Genomic DNA, 18,598 nt, shown 5'->3' with positions numbered 1-18,598 from the left:
CGGCCATGACGTCCGAGATTGCATCACCAGCCCAGCAGTTCCGGCTTGCGCGGCAGCTCGACGGTCTTGACCTTCTCGAGCTTGATCGTGCCCTTGGCCATGAGGTCGTTGAGGTCGCCGTCGGTCGCGCCCGAGATCTTGGTGCGATAGAGCTCGACCTTGAGCGTGCCGCGATGGTCCTTGTCGGTCCAGGTCGAAGGCGCGCAGACGCCTTCCATGCCGGCCGGCACCCAATCCTTCTTCTGGTAAAAACCCTTGGCGACGTTGTCGCCGGTGGCGCCGCCGTTCTTGGTGGCCCAGTCGAGCGCCTCCTTCATGTAGAGCGCCGAGCAAACGGCCGCGACGTAGTGCACCGGGCGATAGACCTTGCCGGTGGGGTCGGACATCTTGGAGATCTCCATCACCGTCTTCATGCCGGGCGCGTCACCGCCCCAGCTCACCGCCGTGCGCAGCGGGAAGATCACGCCGTTGGCAGCATCACCCGCGGTCTTGGCGGCGTTCTCGTCCATGCCCCAGACATTGCCGAGGAACTGGATCTCGACGCCGGCGGTCTTGCAGGCCTTCATCACCGAGATGTTGGAGGCCGCGGTGTTGCCGAGATAGGCGTAGTTGGCGCCTGAGGATTTCAGGCTCAGGCACTGCGCGCTGTAGTCACCCGGCGCGAGCGCGAACACCAGCGGCGGCAGCACCTCGAAACCGAGCTCCTGCGCCATCGCTTCGCCGGCGGCCTTCGGCGCGTTCGGGTAGGGATGGTTGGCGCCCATGTGGACGAATTTCGGCTTACCGGGCTTGCCCTTGGCCTTCCAGTCCTCGGCGGCCCAGATCAGCATCGCGCGCAGCGAGTCCGAATAGCTCGGGCCGTAGAAGAAATTGTAGGGCGCGGGCTTGGCCTTGCCGCTGGTGCCTTCGGGATCGGTCAGGGCGGCGGCATAGGAGCCGGAGAGGTCGGGGATCTTGTCCTGGGCGAGGAAGCCGGTCAGCGCTTCGGTGTCAGCCGTGCCCCAGCCCATGATCGCGGCGACCTTGCTGTCCGGCGCCGACCATTTCTTGTAGAGCGCGATCGCGCGCGGCACCTGGTAGCCGTAATCGTTGGTGTCGACGCTGAGCTGCTTGCCGCCGACGCCGCCGTTCTTGTTGACCCAGGCAAAGGTGTCGGCGACGGCCTGGCCATAGGGCGTGCCGACGTCGGAGGTGCCGCCGGAATAGTCGGCGAGATGCCCGATCGCGATCTGCGCCTGCGCGCTCGAGGAGAAGGCCGCGATCACAAGCGCGAGCGATGCGGTGCTCAAAAGGGACTTCATTGTCATGGGTCGGTTCCTCCGGTTTTATTGTTTAAGTGAAGCAGCCCGCGCTCAGTGCGAGAACGGGTAGAGTTTCCAGTATGCCTTGATCTGCCGCCAGCGATGCGCGAGCCCGTCCGGCTCGAACATCAAGAACGCGATGATGATCACCCCGATCGCGATCTCGCGCAGGAAGGTGATGTTGTTGTTGAGCGACAACGCCTTGTCGATCGCGCCGCCCTTCAGTGAGAGGCTGATGAACTCCATGGATTCCGGCAACAGCACCACGAAGGCCGTGCCCATCAGCGTGCCCATGATCGAACCGGTGCCGCCGATGATGATCATGGCGAGGAACAGGATCGAGCGCTCGATGCCGAAACCTTCCTGCGAGACCACCAGCTGGTAATGCGCGTAGAGCGCGCCGGCGATGCCGGCGAAGAAGGCGGCGAGCCCGAACGACAGCGTGCGGTATTTGGTGAGGTTGATGCCCATGATCTCGGCGGAGAGATAATGGTCGCGGATCGCCACCAGCGCGCGGCCATCGCGGGTGCGCATCAAATTCGTGACGAGGATGTAGCTGAAGAGCACATAGGCCAGCACGACGTAGAAATATTGCTTATCGCCGCGCAAGGTGTAGCCGAAGATCGAGAACGGCTCGGCGCTCGCCGGGACGGACCCGCCCGAAAACCATTCGGCGCGGGAGAAGAAGTCGAGCAGGATATATTGCGCGGCCAGCGTTGCGATGACGAGGTAAAGCCCTTTCAGGCGCGCCGCCGGAATGCCGAAGATCAACCCGACCAGCGCGGTGACGACACCGGCGAGCGGGATCGCGAAGAACACCGGGATCGGCGCGTTGTTGGAGATGTAGGCCGAGGTGAAGGCGCCGAGCAGGAAGAAGGCGGCATGCCCGATCGAGATCTGGCCGGTGAAGCCGACCAGGATGTTCAGCCCGAGCGCCGCGATCGAGAAGATACCGATCTGGATCAGGATGCTGAGCCAGTAGCCGCCGAGGACCTGCGGCACGAGGCAAAGTAGCAAGACGCCAACAATCGCAAAGTTGCGGCTGGTCGTGGTCGGGAAGATCGTGGTGTCGGCCGCGTAGGAGGTGCGGAAATCACCAGCAGGGATGAGGGCAGGGCCGGCCATGGATCAGATCCGCTCGATGTCGTGGGTGCCGAACAGGCCGTAAGGCTTGATCATCAGCACGATGATGAGGACGTAGAACGGCGCGATCTCGTAGAGATTGCCCCAGTGCAGGTATTGGCTGTCGACATATTGCGCGACGTTCTCGAGCACCCCGATGATGATGCCGCCGAGCACCGCGCCGCCGACGGAATCGAGCCCGCCGAGGATCGCCGCCGGAAACACTTTTATGCCGTAGGCGGCAAGGCCTGACGACACGCCGTTTACGACCGCAACCACCACACCGGCGACCGCCGACACTGTCGCCGAAATCGCCCAGGCCATTGCGAACACGCTTTTCACGGAAATGCCGAGCGACTGCGCCACCTGCTGGTTGAACGCGGTAGCGCGCATCGCGAGGCCGTATTTCGAGGCGCGGAAGAACCAGGCCATGCCGATCATCATCGCGACCGACACGACCAGGCTCATGACATAGACGGTCTGGATCTGGAGGCCGAACAGGCCGACCGACTGGCTCTCGAACACGCGCGGGAACGGCTGCGGATTGACGCCAAACATCCATTTCAGCGTCGCCTGCAGCACGGTGGAGAGGCCGATCGTCACCATGATGACAGAAATAATGGGTTCGCCGATCATCGGCCGCAGGATCAACACCTGGATCGCGATGCCGAACACGAACATGAACACCAGCGTCATCGGCATGCCGATCCAGAACGGCACCTGGTATTTGGCGAGCAGCGCCCAGCACACCCAAGCGCCGACCAGCAGCAATTCACCTTGCGCAAAATTGACGACCTGCGTCGCCTTGTAGATCAGCACGAACGACATCGCGACCACGCCATAGAGCGTGCCGACCACGAGGCCGTTGACCAGGAGCTGGATGAGGAAAGCGCTGTTCATGTCGGTTCCGTGTTATCTTCGCCTCTCCCCGCTTGCGGGGCGAGGCCGACGCGCGGAACGCGCGGCGGGTGAGGGGGAGTCTCCGCATGCGAGGTGCTGATGAAGGCAAGACGGAGCGCGCAAGAGGCCTGCGAGCTGCGCTGACGGATGCGGAAGGAAAACTCTGGTACCGCCTGCGTGCCCGCAGGTTGAACGGCTACAAGTTCGTCCGGCAGGAGCCGATCGGTCCGTGCACGGTTGACTTCATTTGCCGCGAGGCGCGCCTGATCGTCGAGGTGGATGGCGGCCAGCACGCCGACAGCCGGCGCGACACCGTGCGCGACAAATGGCTGGCCGATCGAAACTATCGGATGCTGCGGTTCTGGAACAACGATGTGTCGACCAATCTGGTCGGGGTTCTCGAAACGATTGTCACCGCCCTCGCGGAGACTCCCCCTCACCCGGATCGCTGACGCGCTCCGGCCTCTCCCCGCAAGCGGGGAGAGGCGAAGGGCAGCACCGTTCGCGACGGATACCTGTCTCACTCCGCGGCCTCCGCCATGGGCCCGTGTCCGCCCAGATCTACCACGCGGAGCGTCGTGCGCACGCGCTGCGTGGTGCCGTCCTGGAAGCGGATCACGGTGTCGACGGGGATGTCGGCTGCGCCGCGATAGATGGCGTCGATGATGCCTTCGTATTTCTCGTTGATGACGCTGCGGCGCACCTTTCGCGTGCGCGTGAGCTCGCCGTCATCGGCGTCGAGCTCCTTGTAGAGCAGCAGGAAGCGCGAGATGCGCTGTGCCGGCGGCAGCGTGGCGTTGACGGTCTCGACTTCCTTCTGGAGCAGCCTGTAGACTTCGGGCCGCGAGGCGAGGTCGCTGTACGTCGTGAACGAGAGCCGGTTTTTCTCCGCCCATTTCGAGATGATGGAGTAGCGGATGCAGATCATCGCGGCGAGCGCGTCGCGGCCGGCGCCCAGCACCACGGCTTCCGCGATGTAGGGCGAGAACTTCAGCTTGTTCTCGATGAATTGCGGCGAGAAGCGCTCGCCGCGCGAGGTCTCCGCGAGATCCTTGATGCGGTCGATGACGACGAGCTGGCGGTCCGCGTTGAAATAGCCGGCATCGCCCGACAGCATCCAGCCGTCGCGGATGTCGGCGACGCTGGCCTCGGGATTCTTGTAATAGCCGAGGAACATGTTGGGATGCCGCACCACGATCTCGCCGACACCGTGGACGTCGGCATTGTCGATGCGGATTTCGACGCTGTCCGCCATCGGCACGCCCGTCGTGTCAGGGTCGACCTTGCCCGCGGGATGCAGCGTGTAAGCTCCCAGCAGCTCGGTCTGACCGTAGAGCGTGCGCAGCGGCACGCCCATGGCTTGGAAGAACTTGAAGGTGTCGGGCCCGAGCGCCGCGCCGCCGGTCGCGGCCGAGCGCAGCCGCGTGAAACCGAGCCGGTCGCGCAGCGCGCGGAACAGGATCGCATCGGCAAAGCCCGAGCGCTTGCCCTGTTCGAGCGCGGCCAAACCCGACTTCATGCCGATGTCGAACAGCCGTTGCTTGAACGGCGTCGCATCCATCACCTTGGCGCGGACGTCTGCCGCGATGGATTCCCAGACCCGCGGCGCGAACAGCACGAATGTCGGCGCGATCTCGCGCAGATCGTTCATCATCGTATCCGGCTCTTCGACGAAGTTGATCTTCATCCGGCAGAGCAGGCCTTTGCCGAGCACATAGACCTGTTCCATGATCCAGGGCAGCGGCAGCACCGAGACATATTCGTCGTCGGGGCCTTTCGGGTCGAAGGCGAGATAGGTCGCGCAATGGCCGAGCACGCGGCCGGCGGCGAGCATGGCGAGCTTCGGATGCGACGTCGTGCCCGACGTGGTGCAGAGGATCGCAACATCCTCCCCCTTGGTGGCATCGACCAGCCTGTCGTAAAGCTCCGGCTCGCGCGCGGCCCTGGTACGGCCGAGCTCGGCGAATTTTTCTGCCGACATCAGGCGCGGGTCGTCATATTTCCGCATCCCGCGCGGGTCGGAGTAGATGATGTGCTTGAGCCGCGGCACGCGCTCGGCCAGCGCCAGCAGCTTGTCCACCTGCTCCTCGTCCTCGGCGAAAACGAGCTGCGCTTCACCATAGTTGAGGAGATACAAGGCCTCTTCATCGAGCACATCGCGATAGAGCCCGAGGCTCAATCCGCCGATCGCATGCGCCGCCACTTCCGCCGCAACCCAGTCCGGACGGTTATCCCCGATGATGCCGATGACATCGCCGCGGCCAAGGCCCAGTTCGACCAGGCCTAGCGCGAAGTCGCGCACGCGGGTCTGGTAATCGTTCCAGGTGAAGGGGCGCCAGAGGCCGAGATCTTTTTCGCGCAGCGCGATCTCGTTGCCGTGCTCCTTTGCATTGAGCCGGAGCATTTTCGGATAGGTGTCGGCCTGGGCGACGCGGGCTGCGTAATCCATCATGCCGCGCTCTCCTGCGCCGGAGGAGCATCGTCCGGATCGACCAGCGTCTCGTCTTCCTCGCCGAGATAGGCGCGCCTGACGTGGGGGTCGGCGAGCACGGCGGCGGGGTCGCCCTCGGCGATCTTGCGGCCGAAATCCAGCACCATGACGCGGTGGGAGATGTCCATCACCACGCCCATGTCGTGCTCGATCATCACCACCGTCATGCCGAATTCCTCGTTGAGGTCGACGATGTAGCGGGCCATGTCCTCCTTCTCCTCGAAGTTCATGCCGGCCATCGGCTCGTCGAGGAGGATGAGGCGTGGCTCCAGCGCCATGGCACGCGCAAGCTCGACGCGCTTGCGCAGGCCGTAGGAGAGGGTGCCGGCGGTAGCTTTGCGCACCGATTGGAGGTCGAGAAAGTCGATGATCTCTTCCACCTTGCGGCGGTGCTCGAGCTCTTCCTTGCGCGCGCCGGTGAGCCAGTAGAGCGAACCCGTGAGGAAATTGTTCTTCAACAGGTGGTGGCGGCCGACCATGATGTTGTCGAGCACGCTCATGTGGTGGAACAGCGCCAGATTCTGGAAGGTGCGGCCGATGCCGAGTTTGGGACGCGCATTCGGCGTCAGGCCGGTAATGTCGCGGCCCTGGTAGAACAGCTGGCCTTCCGTCGGCTTGTAGCGCCCGGAAATGCAATTCACGATCGAGGTCTTGCCGGCCCCGTTGGGGCCGATGATCGAGAACAGCTCGCCCTCGTTGATGGCGAAGCTGACGTCGGTCAGCGCGCGAACGCCGCCGAACCGCAAGGACACGCCGCGCACTTCGAGACTGGTAGCCACCAAACAAATCCCTCCCGGTGATGGCGCATTCAGTGGCGCTCTTCGTCCGTTCCTCTCGGGCAATCCTAGTACGGTCGTGCCGGTGAGGCCATGCAACACATGGTCCCGACCGGAGCCGCGCCACTTTCGTCCCCGTTTGGGATCAAAAGCCGCATCACCCGAGGTGGCTCTCAATAGGGGAAAGCGCTATTTTGAAATGTCTCCGGCCTGACAATTCTGCGACAAAGTTTTCAGGGCTGCAGCGGCTTACTCCTTTCGTCGGATGGGGGCCGGAACGATCGTGCTGCAGTGCAGCAGAAGGATGGAGTGACGAAACGGTGCGGCTGGCCTCTCGATCATGATTTCAGAGGATCAACTGAAGCGCGTGGCCGCCTGGTCGCGCGAGCTCACGCCAGCGGAGATCGAGGTGGCCCGCGCCGGGATCACGGAGCGGTCCTACGGCACCGGCGAGACCGTGTTCATGCGCGGCGACAAATTCGATTATTGGGCCGGCATGGTGAGCGGCCTTGCCCGCATGGGCGGCGTCTCGCGTGACGGCAAGGAGACGAGCCTTGCGGGGCTTACGGCGGGCGCCTGGTTCGGCGAAGGCAGCGTGCTCAAGAACGAGCCGCGCCGCTACGACGTGGTCGCGCTGCGCGACAGCCGGGTCGCGCTGATGGAGCGCAGCGCCTTCATGTGGCTGTTCGAGAACAGTGTCGGCTTCAACCGCTTCCTGGTGCGCCAGCTCAACGAGCGGCTCGGCCAGTTCATCGGCATGCTCGAGGTCAACCGCACGCTCGATGCGACTTCGCGCCTCGCGCGCAGCATCGCCTCGCTGTTCAATCCGATCCTCTATCCGGAATCGACCGCGCATCTGGAGATTACCCAGGAGGAGATCGGCGCGCTCTCCGGCATGTCGCGGCAGAACGCCAACCGCGCGCTGAACCGGCTGGAGAAGGAAGGGCTGCTGCGGCTCGAATATGGCGGTGTCACGATCCTCAATGTCGAACGGCTGCGCGGATACGGGGACTAGAGCGTTTTCGAGCGAAGTGGATGCCGGTTCGCGTTGAGAAAACGCGTCAAAATGAGAATCTAGAGTCGCGTTCCGATTCATCGGAACGCGACTCTAGCGCGCATTGGCGGGCGCGTGCACCGGCCAGAGGTCGGCGCGCCAGCGGATGGCGATGGCCAGCATCGCGATGAAGCCCGCCGCTGCATAGAGCGACCCCGTTGCGGAATAGCCGATGACGTCGATCAGGCTGCCGGCCGCGAGCAATCCGATCGGCAGGCCGTAGATCACCATCATGCGCACTCCCATGACGCGGCCACGCAGGTGTGCGCTCGCCGTCCGCATCAGGATCACGGCTGCCGAGATCATCGACATGCTCTGGGCGATGCCGGCCAGCACGAGGCAGGCCATGGCCACAGGCATGGTCCTGATTTCGACGAACACCAGCAGCAACGTGTACCAGGCTAGCGTGGCGCCGATCAGAAGCCGGGCAATGCGCAGGCCACCCACCAGGCTGAGTGTGATGGAGCCGATCAGCGAGCCGAGGGCGAAACTCGCCGAGAGATAACCGAGGCCGGTCTGGTCGGTATGAAAGATGTCGCGCGCGATGAAGGGCAGCAATCCATTCGTCAGCGGAAATGCGGTGAGATTGGCGAGGAACGCGACGCAAAGCGCTGCCAGCATGGCGGGACCGTTCCAGGAATAAACGATGCCTTCCTTGAGATCGCGCAGCAGCCGCGAGCCCGAATGGCTTTCCACCAGGCGATGCTCCGCAGACTTCGCCGGTCGTGTCAGGCAGAACATGAGAACAGCGGCCGCAAAATACAGGCAGGCGATCACCATGTAGACCTTGCCGATGCCGAAGGTCGCGAACAGTCCGGCTCCGGTCAGCGCCCCGGCGATGCGCGCGCTGTCCTGGGTGGTGCGTGACAGGCTGATCGCCCCCACCAGCAGCTCGCTCGGCATGATGTCGGCTAGCAGTGCGCTGCGAAGGCCGAGATCCGAGGAGCGGATCAGACCCATGATCGTCACGATGATCATCACCTTGAGCGGTGCGAGGTGACCGGTCAGCGCCAGCAGCATGATGGTCGAGGCGAGGACCGTATAGGTGAGACGCAGCACCACGAGAAGATCGCGATGACCGATGCGATCACCGACCATCCCGAGCACGGGCGCAACCAACGTCCCGACATATTGCAGCGATGCGAGAATGGTGAGCAGCAGCACCGAGCCCGTCTCGACCAGGATGTACCAGCCGAGCACCAGCGTCTCGATCTCGAACGCCCATGAGGTGAGCAGGTCGGACGGCCACTGGAAGCGATAGTTGCGGATGCGGAATGGCGCGAGCGCGGATGGTCTTGTGGGTGTGCTCAAGATGCGTTGACGGGTTTCACGGCGATTCCCGGCCCTTAATTATTTGTTCTTCTGTCCGTCAGGGTAGCGGCGATGGTGGTTGTGTCAATTGACGCTGTCGCATGCCAGCATGTGGCTGCGGGTTGGCGCGCAGCAGCTGCCGTTCGCGTGCCCATCCACGACGTCGCCTCGCCGTGCGGGTCCCCTACGGGAGGGGTAGCCCGGTCCGCCGCTTGCACTTCCTGCGCACCGAGCCCATTCTGGGCCGATTGGATCGGTCCAGCAGATCGCGGATTCCGCCAGGTCTTGAGCCATGACGTGCTCGGGTTGCGGTTCTGAGGTTCAGAGCGGTTTTGCCTTCTGCCCGAAGTGCGGCACGAAGCAGCCGAGCGCGTGTGCTGGCTGCGGTTTTCCATGCGCTCCTGATTTCGTCTATTGCCCGAAATGCGGCACGCTTGTCGGTGAGGCCATCCAGAGCGGCGAGCGGGCATTGCAGCGCACGATCGCGATGACGGCTCCGATCAGGTCGTCGTTCTCTCCACCGCTCGTGCCGGCGTCCGAGACACAACACGCATTTCGGCCGCAGGCGGATAAAATCGATAACGAAGCAAACCGCCGCACCGTCACCGTGCTGTTTGCCGACCTCAGCGGCTTCACCGCGATGAGCGAGCGGCTCGATCCCGAGGTTATGCAGACGCTGCAGAACGAATTGTTCGAGGAGCTGACCGCCGCGGTGCAAAGCTTTGGCGGTTTCGTGGACAAATTCATCGGCGATGCGCTGCTTGCCTTGTTTGGCGCACCGGCCGCGCACGAGGACGACCCGGAGCGGGCGGTCTGCGCAGCCCTCGACATGATCAGCCGGACGGCGCGGCTCAGCGAACGTGCGAAGGCGTATGCCGGTTCACCACTCCTGCTCCATGTCGGAATCAACACCGGGCACGTCGTCGCGGGTGGGCTGGGTGTGGGCGTTGCCAAATCCTACTCGGTGACCGGCGATACCGTGAATACCGCCCAGCGACTGCAGTCCATGGCGGCTCCGGGCGAGGTGCTGGTCGGGCCCTTGACCCATCGTCTGACGCGGCACGCGTTCTCCTATGACTCGCTTGGCGAGGTCTCGCTCAAGGGCAAGATGGGCAGCGTTCTGGTCCATCGCTTGAGGGGACCGCTCGAGACGCCCCGTGCGGCACGAGGCCTCGACGCGCTGGGCCTTGATGCGCCGCTGATCGGGCGCGACGCCGAGCTTGCGCGCGTGATCGGCAGCCTTGATCGCGCGTGCGGCGGGGCGACTCAACTGGTGCGGCTGGTCGGCGAAGCGGGGATCGGAAAAACGCGCCTGGTCAACGAATTCGTCGCGCGCATTCGCGATGAGGATCCCTTCGCAGGCGTGGCGATCCGGCATGCAGTCTGTTCGCCGCTGGGCGAACAATCCTACGGCACACTCGCCGCCGTGCTGCGCAGTGCCTACGGCATCGCGCAGAAGGCCGACGCCGCGGAGGCGGAGGCAAAGGTTGCCGAAGCGCTGTCAGAGCTTGGCATCCCGGCCGAGGAGGCCGAGCGCCTGATGCCTCTCTACTTGCACGTCCTCGGCCTTGGCGACCCCAACGCCGTGCTCAGGCATGTCGAGCCGGAACAGCTCCGCCGGCAGATCTTTTTCGCGATCCGCACCGTCTTCGAACGCCGCCTCGCCTTGTCGCCGCTTCTGATCATCGTCGAGGATCTGCACTGGGCCGATGCGGTATCGCTGGAAGCGCTGCGGTTCCTGATGGATCGTCTGGAGCGGACGCGGCTGATGCTGCTGTTTACACATCGGCCAATGCTGGAGCTGGACCAGTTCGGCTCCGGCCGGATCAGTCATACGACCCTTCGGCTGCCTCCACTTGGCGACACCGACGGACAAAAGCTGCTGGCGGCTTATTTCAGTCACGGCTGGTGCGAGCCACCGGGACGGCTGTTCAATCGGATCCTCGAACGCGCGGGCGGCAATCCGCTTTTCCTCGAGGAGATCATCCGCGGCCTCATCGAAGCCGGCGCCCTGCAACGCGATGGCGCGCTATGGCGAATGAAGTCGGAGGAAGCCGCCGCGGAGATTCCGGCGAGCATTCAGGCTCTGTTGCTGGCGCGTCTCGACCGCTTGCCGCATCGGGTGCGCCACCTGGCCCAGGAGGCCGCAGTGATCGGCCCGCGCTTTGATGCGGCTGTGCTCGGTGCTGCGGCGACCGAGCGGGCGAGCGTCGAAGCAGGGCTCGAACTCCTGTGCGACGCCGAGATCATCGAGGAAGTCGCCGGCTCGAACTCGATTTCGCTGCGGACCTACCGCTTCACGCAAACCATGCTTCAGGACGTCGTCTATCAGAACCTGCTCCTGCAGCGCCGGATCGAGCTTCATGGACGGATCGGAGCCGCGCTGGAGCGGCTCTATGGCAACGAGCCGGAGCGGCTCGAAGATCTCGTGCTGCTCGGACACCACTTCAGTCTGAGCGCGAACAAGCCGAAAGGCGCGCGCTATCTGCGCGCGGCCGGCGATCGCGCCCGCGGAAGTTACGCCAATGACGATGCGCTTCGATTCTACCAGCAGTCCCTCGCCGTACTGACCGGCGTCGAACGGGAGCCGGAATGCCTGGTCCTGTACGAGCGGATCGCGGATCTCTGTCGCGTGGCCGGCCGCCGAAGCGTGGCCGAGGAGCACTACCAAGGCGCGCTGGAGGGGCACCGCGCGGTGGGAGGTCGCATCGGCGAAGCGCGAATTCTTCGCAAGCTCGGCCGATTGTTGTGGGATGCCGGCAAGCGCGTCAACTCGGAGGCGCACTATGCCGAGGCGGCAGAACGGCTGGCCGGCACCGAAGCGCCGATCGAGTGGGCGCACCTCCTGCAGGAGCGCGGCCGTCTCGCATGTCGCGTGGGCGATCACGTCGCTGCCGCACGGTGGGCCGACGAGGCTCTCGGTTACGCACGCTCCGTGTCGTTGGACGTCGACGGGCAGGCCGGGCTCGAGGCGGCGCGCGCCATTGCGGAGGCACTCAACACCAAAGGGGTTGCGCTGGCACGGCTTGGGCGACACCAGGAGGCGGTGCGCGAGGTGGAGCAAAGTGTCGCGGCTGCCGAAGCCGCCGGCATCCTCAACGTGGCGTGCCGCGGCTACACCAACCTCGGGGTGCTCTACACGATGATCGACCCGGCGCAAGCCATCGACGTTTGCCGGCGTGGGCTCGATGTCGCGCATCGCATCGGCGATCTCGGCTTCCAGGCGCGTCTCCTGGCCAACTTTGCCGTCGCCTGCTGCACCTTCACGGACAGATGCACCGACGAAGGGGTGCCGGCGGCCGAAAAGGCGATCGAGATCGATCGTGCACTCGACCAGCGCGAGCATCTCCCGGTGCCCCTGATCGTGCTCGGGCAGATCCATCAATGCCACTTCCGTCCTGATCTCGCGGCGCGCTGCTACAACGAGGCCATCGAGGTGGCGAGCGAGATCGGCGAGCCACAGCAGCTCTTTCCGTGCTATGATGGTCTTGCGACACTGAACCTTGATCGTGGCGACATGCCCGAGGCGGAGCGCTATTTCGCGCTCGCCGATGATGTCTGCACCAGGCATGGGCTTGATCCCGCCGGACTGATTGTACTGCCATTTCTTGACTAGGTCATGTGAAGGAGTTCAACCATGTCAGAACATCATGTCGATGGACCGCTTCAACCGGGCGATCGCGCGCCCAACATCGTGCTGGACGCCATCACGCGCGACGGGAAGGTCGCACTCGAGGATTTTCGCGGCCATAGTCCGATATTGGTGGGCCTGTTTCGCGGTCTGCACTGCCCGTTCTGCCGCCGCCATATTGCGGCCCAGGCGCAGCTTGATGCGGCCCTGCGCGACAAGGGTGTCGAGAGCCTCACCGTCGTCAATACGCCGATCGATCGGGCGCGGCTGTATTTCCGATATCACCCGTTGCCCAATCTGCTCGCCGCGTCCGATCCCGAGCGGGTGTCGCACCGTGCGTTCGGCCTGCCCAATCTCGAGTTTACCGAGAAGGAAACCGATTGGCCGCGCAAGGTGGGCATGGACGTGGTCATGCGCATGCAGGTGGAGCTTCCCGGAGAATTATCCGGGCCGATGAATCGCGTGGCGGCTTCCGAGCAGCTCAACAACAAGGATGGCTACGAGATGATGGAAGCCGATCAGAGCATGGCGGCAACTGGCAACGGCCAGTTGTTCGGTCAGTTCCTGCTCGATCGGGAAGGGATCGTGCGCTGGACCTTTACCGAGGTCCCCGAAGGCGGCCGGCGCATGTTCGGAATGCCGAGCCCGCAGGAATTGATGTCGGCTGCTTCGCAGGTGGCAGGCTAGACATAGGAGATCAGCTTACTGTCCTCGACCGTTTTTCCGCGAGCGCCGCCGCCATCGCCGAGATCAGCGGACGCATGAAATAGGCGTCTTCCGCAGGCGAGATGTCGGTGCGCAGACCGTGCGCGGCGAGTTCGCCGGAGACGGCCGGTCCGACCGAGGCGATCAGTGTCCGCTCGAATCCCGCGCGCAATTTCGCCTCGCTGCCATGGGCCTTGGCGGCCTCGATCAGCCGGCGGACCTGGCCGAGATTGGTGAGCGCGATGGAATCGATCCGTCCCTCCGCCATGTCCTCGATGGCGGCGACGATGTTGGCGTCCGCAGCTTTCGAGTCATAGGCATAAGGCAGCACGGTATCGACCTCGGCGCCTTGCGCGGCCAGCGCGCCGGTCAGTGCGCTGTGATCCTTGTCCGGATAAAGCTGAAGCCCGAGGCGGCGCCCCCCGAGGTCGAGCTTGCCCAGCATCTCGATCACGCCCTCGGTGGTGGGTTTCTCAGTGGTCTGCTGCGCCTCGAGCGAGATCTCGCGCAGCGCCTTGCCGGGCTTCGGCCCGCGCGTGAACTTTCGCGACTTGGCCAGCGCCGCGACAAATGCCTGGTCGAGGCTGCGTGCGCGCGCGAGCTTCATGATCCGTCGCAGGCCTTCACCGGTCATCAACACGAGGTCGTCGAACGGCCTGTCGATGGCGCGGCGGATCCAGGCCTCGACCGGAGCAGGGTCCGGGGCGTCCTGGATGGTGAACATCGGGCACTGCACGACCTCGGCGCCTTGCTCGGCCAGGAGTTTTGAAAACTGCGCCTCCTCGCGGGTTTCCAGGATCAGGATGCGGGTGCCGGTCAAACGGTCGGCCATGGGCGTGCTCCGGTGAGCAAAAATCGCAATCGTCCGTTCACTTTGACACCGTCGCCGGGATTGGCGCAAGGGTCGCCTCGGTGCTAGAGCAGGATGCAAATCGCGGGTCGTTCCGCGCCTCTGCACAAACCGTCATCAAGAGCCAATTCTTCAAAGTCATGCCCGATCATCAATATGTTCTGACCCTGTCCTGTCCGGATCGCCCCGGCATCGTCTCGGCGGTGTCGACCTTCCTGGCGAATTCCGGACAGAACATTCTCGACGCCCAGCAGTTCGACGACGTCGAGACCAAGAAGTTCTTCATGCGCGTCGTGTTCACCGCGGCCGATCTTGCCGTGGAGCTGTCTGCGCTCCAGACCGGCTTTGCCGCGATCGCCGACCGCTTCGGCATGGAGTGGCAGATGCGCGATCGCGCCGCGCATCGCAAGGTGATGCTGCTGGTGTCGAAGTCCGACCATTGCCTGGTCGACATCCTCTACCGCTGGCGCACCGGCGAGTTGCCGATGACGCTCGCCGCGATCGTCTCCAACCATCCGCGCGAGGTCTATGCCGGGCTCGATTTCGGCAGCATCCCGTTCCACTATTTGCCGGTCACCAAGGAGACCAAGAGCGAGCAGGAGGCGCAGATCCTCGGTCTCGTCGCCAAGACCGGGACTGATTTGGTGGTGCTCGCCCGCTACATGCAAATCCTGTCGGATGACCTGTCGGCCAAGCTCTCCGGCCGCTGCATCAACATCCATCACTCGTTCCTGCCGGGCTTCAAGGGCGCAAAGCCCTATCACCAGGCTCATGAGCGCGGCGTGAAGCTGATCGGCGCCACCGCCCATTACGTCACGCGCGACCTCGACGAAGGCCCGATCATCGACCAGGACGTCGAGCGCATCAGCCACCGCGACACGCCGGAAGATCTCGTCCGCAAGGGCCGCGACATCGAGCGCCGCGTGCTAGCGCGAGCGATCCGCTATCACCTCGACGACCGCGTCATTCTCAACGGTCGCAAGACGGTCGTGTTCGTGGACTAGGCGCGTAGCGGCGCGAGCCGGCATCGATAAGCGCCTGGCTCGACTAGCGTTTAACCCGCCACATCCAGCGCGCTATCACGAACATGAGCCCGAGCAGGCCTGCAGCGAAGGTCGCTAGCACCGTGATGATGCCTCGTTTTGGCCAGCTCGGCTCTTCCGGCAGGTCAGGAGCGGTGAAGATCAAGTCATGCGAGACGCCATCGAGCGCGTTCTTGAGAGCGACGATATCGCCCGCGTTCTCGTCGTTCTTCACGATCAGATCCGCGATCGATGCCGCCAGCAATTCCTTGTGGTCGTCTGAGACGAGCCGGTCCGCATCCTTCAGGGCGCGGTCGATCAATTGGGAAACCAGCTTGTGACGGGCCTCCCTTCGTATGAGCTCGGCCTCCATGGCAGCCCGTTTGGTGGGCGGCGGCTTGGTCGCCTCCAACCAAGCTTCGATGAACGCCGAATTGATCTTTTGTGCAAGATGTGGGTCGGGATCCGAGTACTCTAGGCGGAACAGGTTGGACGTCTTCTGAAGGTCGCCGGGCGCGGCCACTATGCGGCGATGCGCCTCCAGCAATCTGCTGCGCGCTTCCTGGGTTCCCTGGAGCTCGGCCGCTGCGGCAATAACCCTGCCTAGCACCCGTGGCGTGCGCATCAATGCGTCGGCGCTCCGCTCTCCGGCCTCGTCGACGTTCAGATAGGCGACGCTCGTGTACCACTTGGGTAGAAAGCCGGTTGATGCAAATGTAATCAACCCTACCAATAGCGGGACAAGCAAAAGCAGAATAAGATTTTCGCGTATGACCCCGCCGAGCGCACGCAGGCCAAGAAAGCGTGTCGCCTCCTGTTCGCGGCCTCGTTCAGTGTCGTCAACGATAGCGGTTCCTGTGCTCAAATCGGACTCTCGATGTGGATCAAGACAGTTCAACAGGACGACTTAAGGTTGGAAGTTTCTTGGGAGTCGCCGCGCGACCAATACATACAGTCAGCCGAGATTTTGGGAAAGCATCATGTGAACGCTCGCAATCTAGTATGCGCCGAACAAGGCTCTGCCCGATTCCTGGCCAGCTCGCTGGCGAAGGCGAGGTTAGTCGTATTGGTGAAGAAATGCATCTATCGCGCCTTGAGGAGTTGAAAAATGGAGGGGTGCCACCTGCCGTCCTCGACGGGATCGAAGTTCTCCTGGATATATCGGTAAATGAGCGGGTGGCTATTGCGAAAGCGAAGATCGTCGCGGTCGTCCACCGCTTGATCCAGAAGGAGCACGAACTTCGGACCTGCCGCTTTTATCCGCTCGATCTCCTTTTGCTCAAAGGCCGGCGGTCGCGGAAACAGCGCGTGGCTGTCCCACATCGGCGACTTGCGGTCGAGCAACGCATAAGCGGCGGGCCACAGTGGCATAACTAGGAAAGGTTCGCCGTCCGGCGCATAATCCGCCGCGGTGCTCTCAAGCTTGTTCACGAAGCCTGCGATCAGCGGCTGAATCTTTAGGTCTTCGCCGCCGATTCGCATCGCTATGCACCGCTCGATGACGAGACAATCCCATCCCGGATTCTCCGGCAGCACGACGATTGCGCTTGTAGACACAATGAGCAGCATCGTCGTTCGTTGCGCCAGCCGCGGTAGCTTAGTGAGAATCAAGAGCGTGCCGACGAGGAACGGAAAAATGCCCAGAGATAGATGAAACAGCTCTGCTCGCGAGAACGCATAGTGGGCATAAGGCAGGGCAAGCGTCGAAACCGCAACCAACGGCGGCGCGACCGGCTTCTTGAGCAGGGCGCTTCGGAAAAGCCAGGCGGGGGCAGCAAATCCAAATAATAGGATGGCCATATAGTAGACGCCGGTGAGCAGGTCGGCGGCAACTGTCAGCGGTGGCACGCCCCTAACGGGGATCGTCCACGGCCACGGAACTGGACGAGCAAGATTCGTCGAGCCCTTGTCGACGACAAATCGAATGCTTTCTAAGTAGGCTCCTGCGAAACCCGGGGTAGTCGCGAGCATGATCAAGATCGGGGAATAACCCAGGACCACGCCGATCGCGCAGTAGACCAGGTCGGATAAAATGCCCTCGACACTTCGCTTCATGCAGCCGATGTAGGCTGCGACCCCTAGAATACCCGCGAGACCATAGACGCCGTGATTTCGTCCAAACAGCGCGGCCACGCCCACGGTAACCCCAGCGAGAAAGAAGCGCCCGCGAGATGGCCGTTCTGCCAACAACGCGAGGGCGCCGATCAGAAAAAGCGATACTGAGGTGTCGTAGTCCTTATACCAGTTGAACATCCAAACCGTCAGAACCAATGCAGCCAATGCAAGACGCGTGACGCCGAGCATCGTTTCCACGACTGGAAGCATCAGCAGGCCGACGAAGAGCCCAAGAAATTGAAAAACCGCACCTGCGAGCCGGAACGTCACGATACTGTCGCTTCCGAACAAGCTCATCAACGCGGCCGACCAATAGTATCGGCCCGGGTCGTACGCCATGAAATCGCGAATGGGCACTTCACCGGCTTGGACCTGCCGAACCCCGTACCAGAGGAAGCCCTCGTCGCCCATATTGAATCCGACGCGGCCCTGCCAGATGAACGAGCCGGCTACCACGACTGCAGAAACAACCAAGCACAGAAACACGTGGGGTGCCGCCGTCGACCACGTCTTCTCGTGCTTTTCGATTGCTAGTTCTACGCCCAAACCCGGAACCTCGCCGCTTAAGCCAAGTGCACGTGGTCTAATGCCAGAATGGCAAGGTGCCATGCAACTGGTAGCGAGATTTTTCACGAGAGGGCACTACGGGTCACCAATACTTGCTGCCGACAGCATTTCGCATTGATGTTCACGAGTGCAGATGCGAAAAACCTCTATCTGGGGATGTAGAAGGAGGCGCCGTGCGGGCGATTTGTCGGGCGTTGGGCCTTTTTTAAACCCAAATCGAGAAATGATAAGTTCCATGGAAAGCGCACGGAAATCGGGAAAAGCGCCGGCTGTGGTTGACTTTCTTAGTGAGCGCGTCGGGCATGTCGCTACTGAGATCGAAGACAATCATGTGCTGTCGGTCGAAGTCGACACGTTGCGCGGCCTGCATTTCCAGGTGCCGCCGCATGTGGGAGCTTGCCGGGTTTGCCCACGGCGATTGCACGCTTGAGCCCAATACTGAGGTGATTTACAAGGTCACCGACTGTAATGAGCCTGGTTGCGATCAGGGGCTAAAATGGGACGATCCCGCCTTGGCGGTCAGTTGGTATGTCGAACCGGCGAGCGTCCGGCTTGCGGATAAGGATCGCAGGCGGCCAGCCCTGAAAGACCTGGCTCCGGCCTTTATTCTTCGAGGCGCAGGCACCGGTCGGGGGGGGTGAACGATGCGTCGGACTCATGAGAACGCTGGACAAACTATGGGCTGTATTTGCTGTCAATCGCTGAGGAAGGGCTGCCGTCGTGAGGCTCCTTGGGCTCTGCCTCGCCCGACGG

Annotated in this window: 15 protein-coding genes; 6 read left to right on the top strand and 9 right to left on the bottom strand. The window is 63.0% G+C overall.

What is annotated here, in order from left to right:
- Window positions 1-23 precede the first annotated feature (23 nt).
- From NLM32_RS32125 to NLM32_RS32115, 3 genes are read right to left on the bottom strand one after another with little or no spacing between them, the layout of a single operon-like run.
- Window positions 24-1,307, bottom strand: a complete 1,284-nt coding sequence (locus tag NLM32_RS32125; RefSeq protein WP_254132738.1) for an ABC transporter substrate-binding protein — start codon at window positions 1,305-1,307, stop codon at window positions 24-26.
- A gap of 45 nt (window positions 1,308-1,352) precedes the next feature.
- Window positions 1,353-2,426: a branched-chain amino acid ABC transporter permease gene (locus NLM32_RS32120; protein ID WP_254132737.1), complete on the bottom strand. Its 1,074-nt coding sequence runs from the start codon at window positions 2,424-2,426 to the stop codon at window positions 1,353-1,355.
- Window positions 2,427-2,429: 3 nt separating this feature from the next.
- The gene (locus NLM32_RS32115; protein WP_254132736.1) at window positions 2,430-3,323 is read right to left on the bottom strand and encodes a branched-chain amino acid ABC transporter permease; all 894 of its coding nucleotides are present in this window, start codon (window positions 3,321-3,323) and stop codon (window positions 2,430-2,432) included.
- A gap of 86 nt (window positions 3,324-3,409) precedes the next feature.
- Here NLM32_RS32115 and NLM32_RS32110 point away from each other — a divergent pair, with 86 nt between their 5' ends.
- Window positions 3,410-3,775, top strand: a complete 366-nt coding sequence (locus NLM32_RS32110) for an endonuclease domain-containing protein (protein ID WP_254132735.1) — start codon at window positions 3,410-3,412, stop codon at window positions 3,773-3,775.
- A gap of 68 nt (window positions 3,776-3,843) precedes the next feature.
- Here NLM32_RS32110 and NLM32_RS32105 read toward each other — a convergent pair whose 3' ends face one another.
- Both NLM32_RS32105 and NLM32_RS32100 read right to left on the bottom strand, forming a co-directional pair.
- Window positions 3,844-5,775: a long-chain fatty acid--CoA ligase gene (locus tag NLM32_RS32105; RefSeq protein WP_254132734.1), complete on the bottom strand. Its 1,932-nt coding sequence runs from the start codon at window positions 5,773-5,775 to the stop codon at window positions 3,844-3,846.
- Window positions 5,772-6,593, bottom strand: coding sequence for an ABC transporter ATP-binding protein (locus tag NLM32_RS32100; protein ID WP_254132733.1), 822 nt, complete (start codon window positions 6,591-6,593; stop codon window positions 5,772-5,774). Before NLM32_RS32100 ends, NLM32_RS32105 begins: the two co-directional genes overlap by 4 nt.
- A gap of 337 nt (window positions 6,594-6,930) precedes the next feature.
- Here NLM32_RS32100 and NLM32_RS32095 point away from each other — a divergent pair, with 337 nt between their 5' ends.
- Window positions 6,931-7,605, top strand: coding sequence for a Crp/Fnr family transcriptional regulator (locus tag NLM32_RS32095; protein WP_254132732.1), 675 nt, complete (start codon window positions 6,931-6,933; stop codon window positions 7,603-7,605).
- A 93-nt stretch (window positions 7,606-7,698) separates the two neighbouring features.
- Here NLM32_RS32095 and NLM32_RS32090 read toward each other — a convergent pair whose 3' ends face one another.
- Entirely contained in the window at window positions 7,699-8,955 is a 1,257-nt protein-coding gene (locus NLM32_RS32090; RefSeq protein ID WP_254132731.1) for an MFS transporter, read from the bottom strand.
- Window positions 8,956-9,247: 292 nt separating this feature from the next.
- Between NLM32_RS32090 and NLM32_RS32085 the strand changes: the two genes are divergently transcribed.
- Window positions 9,248-12,571 (top strand): adenylate/guanylate cyclase domain-containing protein, encoded by a 3,324-nt coding sequence (locus NLM32_RS32085; RefSeq protein ID WP_254132730.1) that lies wholly within the window; start codon window positions 9,248-9,250, stop codon window positions 12,569-12,571.
- A 21-nt stretch (window positions 12,572-12,592) separates the two neighbouring features.
- Window positions 12,593-13,273 carry a redoxin family protein gene (locus tag NLM32_RS32080; protein ID WP_254132729.1) on the top strand — a complete coding sequence of 227 codons (681 nt, stop codon included), beginning with the start codon at window positions 12,593-12,595 and terminating at the stop codon, window positions 13,271-13,273.
- Between the two features lie 10 nt (window positions 13,274-13,283).
- On the opposite strand, the gene NLM32_RS32075 is transcribed toward NLM32_RS32080, so the two are convergent.
- The gene (locus NLM32_RS32075; protein WP_254132728.1) at window positions 13,284-14,123 is read right to left on the bottom strand and encodes a uroporphyrinogen-III synthase; all 840 of its coding nucleotides are present in this window, start codon (window positions 14,121-14,123) and stop codon (window positions 13,284-13,286) included.
- A 158-nt stretch (window positions 14,124-14,281) separates the two neighbouring features.
- On the opposite strand from NLM32_RS32075, the gene purU reads away from it, so the two are divergent.
- On the top strand, window positions 14,282-15,145 hold the full coding sequence (gene purU / locus NLM32_RS32070; RefSeq protein ID WP_254132727.1) for a formyltetrahydrofolate deformylase: 864 nt from the start codon (window positions 14,282-14,284) through the stop codon (window positions 15,143-15,145).
- 43 nt (window positions 15,146-15,188) lie between these two features.
- Here purU and NLM32_RS32065 read toward each other — a convergent pair whose 3' ends face one another.
- Together NLM32_RS32065 and NLM32_RS32060 are read right to left on the bottom strand one after the other, a co-directional pair.
- Window positions 15,189-16,028, bottom strand: coding sequence for a hypothetical protein (locus tag NLM32_RS32065; RefSeq protein ID WP_254132726.1), 840 nt, complete (start codon window positions 16,026-16,028; stop codon window positions 15,189-15,191).
- Between the two features lie 218 nt (window positions 16,029-16,246).
- Complete coding sequence (locus NLM32_RS32060; protein WP_254132725.1) at window positions 16,247-17,752, bottom strand: hypothetical protein; 1,506 nt, start codon at window positions 17,750-17,752, stop codon at window positions 16,247-16,249.
- 395 nt (window positions 17,753-18,147) lie between these two features.
- Here NLM32_RS32060 and NLM32_RS46410 point away from each other — a divergent pair, with 395 nt between their 5' ends.
- Window positions 18,148-18,486: a dTDP-4-dehydrorhamnose 3,5-epimerase family protein gene (locus NLM32_RS46410; RefSeq protein ID WP_375143587.1), complete on the top strand. Its 339-nt coding sequence runs from the start codon at window positions 18,148-18,150 to the stop codon at window positions 18,484-18,486.
- The last annotated feature ends 112 nt before the right edge of the window (window positions 18,487-18,598 follow it).

Source organism: Bradyrhizobium sp. CCGUVB14 (assembly GCF_024199935.1).
Lineage (GTDB): Bacteria > Pseudomonadota > Alphaproteobacteria > Rhizobiales > Xanthobacteraceae > Bradyrhizobium.
This window is presented reverse-complemented; position numbering and strand designations above follow the sequence as displayed.

What these genes read in the sequence shown, in the direction of transcription:
- NLM32_RS32125 (WP_254132738.1), bottom strand. Translation starts at nt 1,307, where the DNA reads ATGACAATGAAGTCCCTTTTGAGCACCGCATCGCTCGCGCTTGTGATC.
- purU (WP_254132727.1), top strand. Translation starts at nt 14,282, where the DNA reads ATGCCCGATCATCAATATGTTCTGACCCTGTCCTGTCCGGATCGCCCC.
- NLM32_RS32120 (WP_254132737.1), bottom strand. Translation starts at nt 2,426, where the DNA reads ATGGCCGGCCCTGCCCTCATCCCTGCTGGTGATTTCCGCACCTCCTAC.
- NLM32_RS32105 (WP_254132734.1), bottom strand. Translation starts at nt 5,775, where the DNA reads ATGATGGATTACGCAGCCCGCGTCGCCCAGGCCGACACCTATCCGAAA.
- NLM32_RS32075 (WP_254132728.1), bottom strand. Translation starts at nt 14,123, where the DNA reads ATGGCCGACCGTTTGACCGGCACCCGCATCCTGATCCTGGAAACCCGC.
- NLM32_RS32110 (WP_254132735.1), top strand. Translation starts at nt 3,410, where the DNA reads ATGCGAGGTGCTGATGAAGGCAAGACGGAGCGCGCAAGAGGCCTGCGA.
- NLM32_RS32080 (WP_254132729.1), top strand. Translation starts at nt 12,593, where the DNA reads ATGTCAGAACATCATGTCGATGGACCGCTTCAACCGGGCGATCGCGCG.
- NLM32_RS32115 (WP_254132736.1), bottom strand. Translation starts at nt 3,323, where the DNA reads ATGAACAGCGCTTTCCTCATCCAGCTCCTGGTCAACGGCCTCGTGGTC.
- NLM32_RS32085 (WP_254132730.1), top strand. Translation starts at nt 9,248, where the DNA reads ATGACGTGCTCGGGTTGCGGTTCTGAGGTTCAGAGCGGTTTTGCCTTC.
- NLM32_RS46410 (WP_375143587.1), top strand. Translation starts at nt 18,148, where the DNA reads ATGTCGCTACTGAGATCGAAGACAATCATGTGCTGTCGGTCGAAGTCG.
- NLM32_RS32095 (WP_254132732.1), top strand. Translation starts at nt 6,931, where the DNA reads ATGATTTCAGAGGATCAACTGAAGCGCGTGGCCGCCTGGTCGCGCGAG.